Source organism: Eximiradius sp., from assembly GCA_937127445.1.
Classification (GTDB): domain Bacteria; phylum Bacteroidota; class Ignavibacteria; order Kapaibacteriales; family UBA2268; genus JAKIZO01.
In genome coordinates, this window is sequence record CAKZLY010000013.1 from 102,611 (window position 1) to 111,570 (window position 8,960).

The 8,960-nt window shown below is 39.8% G+C and carries 5 protein-coding genes; all 5 read right to left on the minus strand.

Features of this window, described 5'->3' with window-relative positions:
* Positions 1-19: 19 nt before the first annotated feature.
* Complete coding sequence (locus AC6QZF_RS02685) at positions 20-1,399, minus strand: OmpA family protein (RefSeq protein WP_499798336.1); 1,380 nt, start codon at positions 1,397-1,399, stop codon at positions 20-22.
* On the minus strand, positions 1,399-3,279 hold the full coding sequence (locus AC6QZF_RS02690) for a T9SS type A sorting domain-containing protein (RefSeq protein WP_499798337.1): 1,881 nt from the start codon (positions 3,277-3,279) through the stop codon (positions 1,399-1,401). Before AC6QZF_RS02690 ends, AC6QZF_RS02685 begins: the two co-directional genes overlap by 1 nt.
* Positions 3,280-3,284: 5 nt before the next feature.
* On the minus strand, positions 3,285-4,598 hold the full coding sequence (locus AC6QZF_RS02695; protein WP_499798338.1) for a hypothetical protein: 1,314 nt from the start codon (positions 4,596-4,598) through the stop codon (positions 3,285-3,287).
* Positions 4,598-6,685: a hypothetical protein gene (locus AC6QZF_RS02700; protein ID WP_499798339.1), complete on the minus strand. Its 2,088-nt coding sequence runs from the start codon at positions 6,683-6,685 to the stop codon at positions 4,598-4,600. Before AC6QZF_RS02700 ends, AC6QZF_RS02695 begins: the two co-directional genes overlap by 1 nt.
* Before the next feature lie 93 nt (positions 6,686-6,778).
* A complete protein-coding gene (locus AC6QZF_RS02705; RefSeq protein ID WP_499798340.1) occupies positions 6,779-8,926 on the minus strand; it encodes a beta strand repeat-containing protein in 2,148 nt (715 codons plus the stop codon).
* Positions 8,927-8,960 lie beyond the last annotated feature (34 nt).

Below are 8,960 nucleotides of genomic sequence, written 5' to 3' on the forward strand. Positions count from 1 at the left end.
AAAATTATCTCCAATTAATTTATCTTGGAACAACAATTATTTCGACACGCCTATTCTTACGTTGATTAGCAGGAGTATCGTTCGGAGCAACAGGGATGAGAGCGCCTCGGCTTGTTGCAAGAACACGATTTGCCGGTATTCCTTTTTGATTAACCAAATAATTTCGCACATTAGTTGCGCGGGTAGCAGCACGCTGAGTGTTCTGTGGCAATGTTCCTTGGTTGTCGGAGTGTCCAGTAATACGAATTTCAAAGTTTGGATTGGCTCGCAAATAATCGGCGAGCAGGTCCAGATATTCTATAATCTGTGGGCTTAGATTTGTTGTTTCTGGCTTATCAAAACTAAATGCAACCATCTGATTCGGGATAATCCTGCGACGAACCTGCCCAGTGATTTCACGTTGGCGAAGTTCTTCCTGAAAAATTGGAGTAGTAACTTCTGCAACTTCTTCAATTATTTCAGGCAATTCAACCATTGCCAACCACGCTGCTACAAGCGGCTCGGGCGAACGAAAACCAGTAAATTCCACACCACTCACAGAAACCTGAGCTAAGAACTGCGGAGGCTCGACGTAAGTTTCATCAAATCGCAGTGTATCAAATTCTCGGTGGTCTTTACCAAATTTTATTGCAAAACCAACTTTAAAGCCAAGAGTTTTCCATGAAGAATTAAGTTGCGATAGTGCTTTTGTTCCGCCATTGATAGCAACGTATGGATTGCCTATAAAACGTGCTTTGCCTGCATAATCAGCAAGCAGAAACTCATAACCCGCACCTAAATTAAATTCCAGACGCACATTAGGTTTTATGCCCGGAACGCGGACAAATTCATCAATTATTCCAGAATTAATATAACGCTTTGCTTGCTTTGCTGTTGCACTGAGGTTAAATCCGATATCAAGTCCACCGTAGTAATACAAACCGCCAATATCTGAAAAATACTTTACTTGCGGCGATAGGATTATATAATCAAGAACTGATCTATATTCATACCTGGTCCTCAAACTATCGTCCATTTGATTTGTTCGAGTGGAAAAGGCTTTGCGGTCGAGCAACGAAATGCCAAGCGAATAGGCTAATCTTTCATTTCTGGGCTTATATTCGGCCATTACACCAAAATAAAAGCCCCCGCCGAAAGTTGAATTGAAACTAATTTGTGGATTATATAAAGTGTCTTTGATAAGTGGATTTATCTTGCTGTATAAATCGCCGAAAAACAAATTAATGTTCGGTCCGCCGAACACTCCAAACCACCAATCACCGTAGTAGCGTTCTACCTTCAAGGTGTCCAGCGAAGGCAAAGTATAAAATTCTCGCAGGTAACCATCAGGAATTTGTGCATTTGAGAATGAAATCGAAAATAGAGTAATTAGCAAATATTGTATTTTTTTTCTTATCATTAATTATTTGTAATAAATCTTGTGTTTAAAATAAATCCACTATCAGAAATTAAATTAACAAAATATATGCCATCGGACAAATTCATTTTTCGTAAAATTTGTGTAGTCCCGCTGTGTAAATATATATCTTCCTGCTCGCTAATTTGCCTTCCAGTTATGTCGAAAATTTGCAATTTATACATTGCTTCTTCTACTAAAAACAAATTAAGAGTAAGAATATTGTTTGAATATTTTGCATTAATCTTAGGTTTATCGAAAACCAGAATTTCTTTGTCGCTATCCCAGAAACAATTAGAGATGACCTTAACAATCGATGATTCACCGAAGAAATAGTAAAAATCGGGATTAGTTGGAATTATCGTATCAATTGTAATGATAGACTTACCAATTTGCGAACCTAAGGCAAGAAAATTTAATTTTTCAGAAACTCCATTAGACACCTCGCCACTCATATTATACTGTATTTTGCCGGGTATTAGTTCATTATCCCAGTAGAGCAAATTGTGAGGGTAATTGGCGTGAAGTTCGAAGAAATATCTATTGCGAGGCATTTTACTCGGTTGATAATTGTGACTTACTTTAAGTTCAACAATTTTCTTTTCACCGAATTTGGCTTGAATATCTTGCAGATGGACAGCAAACTTATACCCACAATTCAGTGAAATAGTGTCCTGCTGCGAAGTTATTTCAGGTAATTGCAATAAAATGAACGAGCCATCACGAGCCGAAGCAGCAAGATATTTTCCATTACTTGAAATTGTAGAATAAATGAACTGCGAATTGTATCTATGTTGGTAGAAAAGCGAACCTGTGAGCAAATCCACGAAATTCAAATTACTATCCAAAGAACCAGAAGCAAAATACTTCCCGTTTTTCGGTACAACAACCGAACGAACGTGCCCACTATGCAGTTCTATTTCGCGGGACAATGACAAATCTGGGATCAGCCACGAACGCACTTTTCCGTCTGCTGCTGCCGATAAAACCAACGGAGCGCCACCAGCAAAATCAACATCAAATACAACAGTATTTTGATTGCCCAGACCGTGCGAGCCGAACTTACGTATATCGTCTGTAACCGTATTTATTAGATGGAGCGAACCGTTGTATGCACCGCAGAGTAGGCTATCGCCCGTTTGAGAGAATGCGATGCTATAAATCTCATTTCCCTCAGCTGACGAATCAACCCGATAAGTCTTTACAAAATCAAACTTCTGATAATCGAAAACACCGACAAATCCACTATCTGCACCGAAAGCAATGATTTTTTTTGTTGGATGGTGGGCAATTCTTCGCACATTACCGGAAAAAAGACCTATCCCAATATCTTTTTTTTCTATGCGAGCAGCATCGAACATATAAATCCCGTTTACTGTACCAACAAAAAGTGTGTCCGCTGATGGTGTCGGCAGAACGAAACGAATTTGCCCAAATTGTTGCAGATTTATTGTTTTAATAAGTCGGCGATTTGCAATATCCCAGAAATTCACCTCATTTGCGTTGGCGGTAACAAGTGCAAAATCTTGTACTGCAAAAAAAACTGAACGTATTTCCGAAGTATGTGCATTTTCTCTGTGCCAGAGCACAACCGGTTTGGAATAATTTTCAAAATTTGCAACAATTTGTAAATTTTTAGATTTCACATAGGGAACTCGAAACAAAAAATAACCATCTTTCGATGGAATTCTTCCAAAAAAGTAACTTACGGAATCATCGAAACCGGTAATATCAACAAAATTGAAACTATTAGGCTGCAAATTTAAATAAACTGTATCATCAACGAAGTAGATAGGACGAGGATTGGTTACAATAATACTTTGAGAATGCAGGATACTTAAATGTATCAGCAAAAGACAATATATTATAAGAAATGATTTCATTAAGTTTATTTATTCCGAACATACAGTACTTTAACAATAGCGCGAGAGAGTTCAACACCCGGATCGTTAATCGGATATGCAATAAAAACAATGTCGTAGCTTCCCTGAGAAGTAATCTCCGAAGCTTTGAAGTAAGTTTCGTGCCAGCCGCGAGGAGTAATGCGCGATTCGAGCAAATCGTTCGAAGAATTATCACGCAAAGTTGCTATCTGCTTGCCTGAGCGGTCGTAAACGTAGCAGGAAAGCCGAACATCATCGCGGACAAAATAGCGAACTTTTGTTTCAGAAACAAAAGGGTTTGGGTCTGCTTGGGCAAATTCTATAACAGCATTTGGAACAGGAACCAGGCGAGTAGCAAGTTTGATAATTCTATCGTTCTCGTCTTGATAATAAAGTCTGTAAATGTACTCCACACCACGATATTCAATATCATCTGTAATTATGCCGTATTCTTTGCCCGTTGGTGAACTGTATAGACCAGTTAGCATACTGGAAAATTTCGGGTCGTTCCAATCAGCAACAGTGACAGTAAAGGCAGCGTCCGGAATATCTTCCAAATTCATATCTGCCGAAGGAACACGCACTGCACGCTTGATAATAAAGCCCTTGGTTTTGTATTCAGAGTGGGTTTTGAACCAGAGTTCCACTTTTAAGTTTCCGACGTAGTGAGCAAAGAAGTAATCAAGCGATGTTGCAGGTGGTTTGGTGGGGTCGTCTTTATATGATACAAGAGAAGTAGAAACATCTCCCATTTCAATGTTATCATCTGTTTCAACATCTAAAATCTCTATTGGAATAGGATCTCCATCATGATATTTAAAAGCAACTGCCTGATAATAATTCGTGGGACGCTTCCAATAAATTTTTTCTTCAATTGGCGAACCATCCCGTGTTGAAAGACGAAAACGACCAATTTTCACACTCGTATCAGGTGGTATTAGAAGCACATCATTAAGTGTTTCGGGACCCAAAACAATTACTTGAATCCTATCTTTCAGAGTACCAGTGAAAATTTTATATGGACGACCACCAGGAAGTACAACGGGCAATTCGCTTGTTTGAGGTATCATTTCAAGTTTCAAATTAGTGTAATCATAATCTGGCATATTAGCAAATTCAAATTGAAATGTAGAATTAGCATAGTACCGCCAGATATCGCTTGTTCGCTGCATATAAATATCAAATTCAAAAGTGCTTGGAGATGCTTTATATGAATTTCTAACAGATGCAACAGCCAGTGTGTCGTCTATAAGCACCTGAGATTGAAGTGAAATAAGCGATAAAATGAAAACACTTAATATTGATATAATATATTTCATTATGGGATAGCCGAAACTCTATTTCTATTGTTGAAGCTAATGTTAAAATCTCGTGTAGTGATAATTCCATCCATATTCATATCGCCGACAAGATAGCCATTGAATAAATTATATTCCCAAATGTTTGCATCAGGGATGATAGAGTAAAAATCTCTATCATCAATTCGACCGTTTTCGAAAATACTGCCGTTCATTTCGCCGGCAATCAAGGCATAAACAAAACTTCCATCAAGATTTTTATCAACACGTTTCAGCGAAGAAACACCACCCATTACTAAATCAGGTGAGGTAAAATCTAAACTGCGGGTTACCCCGGGCATAATTGAAACCTGCTCTTTGGTAATTACTGCCAAATGGTTTCTGTGGCGAATTGCAACATAGTAATCGCTGCTATCCAATCGGTTTGTCTGGCTATAATTTGCAACTGCGATCACCTCATTACCGTATATATCAACTAAACGACCATCTCGCTTGACAAGGTAAGTGCGAAAAATACCCGGTTGAGTGAAGCTTTTGCGAAATTCTACAACCACCCAATCAACTACTGAATCAGGAAGCTGCGTTGTAACGTAGAATTGCCTCATCGGGTCCAGGTTATACGGATAAATATCAGGTGGAGGAACCGGCAAATAGCCTCGCTGACGAAGGTCGTCCGCCATCGAGCCAAAACGATAAGCACCTTCTAAGAATACTTTACCCGCAATCTGAAAAAGTGCAGCCGCAGTACTACCTATTGCGAAATAACCTAAATTGTTAATGTTTGTTGCATAACTAAATGCCCAACCACGAGCTGTGTCCCATTGCGGTTCGGCAGAAGTTTGCAGATCAACCCAGGAATTTGCGAACCAACTTTGCAATTTTAGGAGCTCAAATTGTAAATTGTTTTGTTCATCAAGAGTATCAGTTTGTGAGCGACGCCATCCATAACCGAAAAGCATATTTGTTCCGACATCAACAAATTCGCCTGAGGAATTCTTCCCACGAATTTCAAAGAAACGGCGAACTTTTGTATTGCCCAAAGGTTGCATCGGGAAAGTTGCTGGACGAACAGTAGCAATCAACTCAGTTATACCATTAGCCGAGTTTTCGTCAGGGAAAATGGCATAAGTGAATGGATTGTGCAAAAGCATTCTTTCGCCACCGGTACGGACACGAGTAAGCCGCAATGTTCCGCTAATTTCAGCATTTGGATTGTTCTCATTATAGACAGGATTTTTTGTGGATGCAATTGTCAGTGTATCTTGCAAAAAAATTCTGCCACCGACGTAAAGGCTATCGTTTACTGCAACATTTTTATCAATAATCAAGTCACCTGAATTTGCTTGAATTAGTTTTTGCAATGAATTTGCATTTGATGGAAGCTCACCGCTTGCAATAATTGAGCCATTACCCGAATAGCGAACATCTACGCGCCCTTCAAAAATTGGCTCGACTGATAAACTGCTACCGGTAAAACGTTCGATTTCAGTAGAATCTGCCATTGCGAAATTCTCGGCTTCCGTATTATTGAGAGTGCCGCGAGTAAGTGTTAGTTTTTCGGTAATCTGAAACCCACCGCTGACTACATTCACGCCAAAAGGATTATCAATATTTAGACGTGAAAATTGACCATTTGCTAAAATGTTCTGCGGTGCATTATCGTTGCTCAAGCGCAAATCGCGTGGACCATCGTAGCGTGCGTCGCGATTGACAACAGTTGAACGTGCTATAACGTCTTCGGGTTGAAGTCCAATCCAGCGAGTAGTAAAATCGGCGCCATCGACAATTATCAACGAATCCAAAACAATCAAATTGCGAGTCCGATTGTTCTGATCCTTAAAATCGGCAACAATCTTTTTAGCATTGTTTTTTAGCACAAGTTGATTGTAAACGATATTCGGGACTACTTGCTGAGAACCTTCGCGTTGCTGCAAAAATTCGACACGACCACCCAATGTATCGGGCAAAGCATTTACCTGCCCATTTTTAACTTTGATAGTTCCTTTGTTGTTGATTTTACCACCGGAATTATCCAATACATATTGAGCTGCCATCTGTGTGGTAGCTAATATTATCATTACAACAATATGTATTAGTATTCTTTTCATTTTTTCTTTTAGTTTATAAAAGCCCGGTTTCTCGAGGTTTTGAGTGTTTTTTTTCGATACACCGGGCTTTTACGAACAATTATTTAACAGAAATTATTGATTAATTTCAATAATGCCTTCGTTGTTAATAGTACCATTATTTTGAATTGCATTAGTTTCAAGTACTGCTGGGTTTGGACCATAAGGAGTAATCCAGATACCATTAAATCCAGGATTAGTAGTAAACGACGATTTAGCAGCAATACCTGTTCCAAATGCTGGTTGCATTGTATTTGTATTCAAGTTCTGCAGCGTAACTCCGAGAGCTGATTTAGTCTTGAATACATAAGTTGCTCCGTTATCTTCGTTGCCAAGGATAAATGCAGCATTTGTTAAGTTAGCTACAACAATTGAATTTGCGGCTGGATTTGTACCATAAACGCTTGCTTCAGATGTAGTGTTGCCAGTAGCAGGAGTTCCTGCAAATGGACCAGCAATACCAGCATAAACCATATGGCGAATTTCAACATTGTCATCTTCAGATGGGCGAGTACCTTCATCCCAAGTATTCGGATTTGTCCAGCGACCGTCTGTAATTGAGTAGAAAGTAGTCGGACCAGCAGCAAGAACAATGTCGTTTCCGCTTGCGAACAATCCGATGCCGTTAGGCAAGTTAGCAGTTGCGGTATTACCAATACCAGCAAGTTCAACATAACCAAGAGAAGCTGCCGTTGCAGCAGTTCTTGTTGGGATTTGGCCAGTACCAACCTTTTCACGAGCTGGCTGGTTGGATGCTTCATACATACGAAGTGATGCTTGAGTGTATGGAGCAGTCCAGTTTGTTCTTTCGTCTTCACGATAAGCAGCACGAACAGTCATTGCAAAAGCACCTGTATTGCCGGCATAGCTTAGGTTGATTTTTCTATTTACATCAGTAGTTGAGTTATAATCGAATGGATTTTGACCAGGACGAACATTCAATGTAATCGAAGTTGGGTTATCTGCATCGGCAACCAAAGTAACGATGGTGTTAGTATTGTTGAAAGTATATGCTTGAGCAGTTGTATTAGTTACACGCGAGAATAGACCAACAACTTCGTTCATACTAGTGTAGGTTGCGGTAGCTGTTGGAGTGTTCATACGGAAGGTGCCATTATTGGCTGCCATATCAAGATTGCCACCATCAAGCGAGAAATTACCGCAAACGTTAATATCGTTGCCATAAGATGCAGTTCCACCAGTTTTAAGTCCAGTACCGGAGAGGAACAAATTACCATAACGTTTGCCATCCTGGTTCAAAGTTGGGAGAATAGTTTGAGCACCACCGTTATAAGTAATGTTCGAACCGCAAGCAAAGTTAAGATTTGTACCATCGCCATTGTTTGCGATGCTGCTCGAAATAACAAGATTATTACCAGTACCTAAATTAAGGACACCTGTTGAGCCGATAGTTGTAGCACCTGCAAATGTAACTGTACCAAGGTTGCCAGCACCTCCATCGTTAGCAGTTAAAGTACCGTTGAGAGCTAATGTACCATTGAAATTCACAGCACCAGTACCAGTTACATTAAAGTTTGAACCATTTTGCGTAGTAACTGCATCGCTGAAAGTAACAGATCCGGCACCAGTATTAACAGTACCAGTTCCTTGAACTGTAACAGGAGCCCCACTTGCAAAGGTAGAAGCACCAGCACCAAGATTCAAAGTACCAGCAACTGCAAAATCGTCTGTTGCATTAACCTGATATGCAGTTACAGTAGTTGCAGCAACAACTGTAGCTTGGCTTGAAGCATTGATAATATAGTATGGATCAGTTGTTGGATAAATATTCTGCGAACCACCTGTAGCAGCATAGTAGAATGTGCCTGTTCCAAAGTTTAGCGATGAAGCAGTCGAATAGAACGGATAAGTGGAAAGTTGAGCATAGCCTGCAAGAGGAGTAGGACAAGCTTCGCCGATAACGCGAATACCGTCCTGCATCACCTTGGAGCCACCCGACACAACAAGTCTCTGATAGTAATAAGGCTGAACGACCTGATTAGCTGTCGTTGAAGCCCATTCGACAACACCAGGAATAGCGTTAGCCGCGCTTTGACCTAAATTAGCCGAACCTGTAATAGTGGCATTTGTAGCTTTCAGCTTTATAACTCCACCACAGGTTGCATTATAATTTCCATTGTTGATAAAGCCTTGAGCAAATAGTTCTATTCCGACTAAATTCAGAACTATTGCTGCAAGAAAAATTGTCCAATTTTTTTTCATTCTGTTTCTCATATTGGTACCCAATAATGTATTC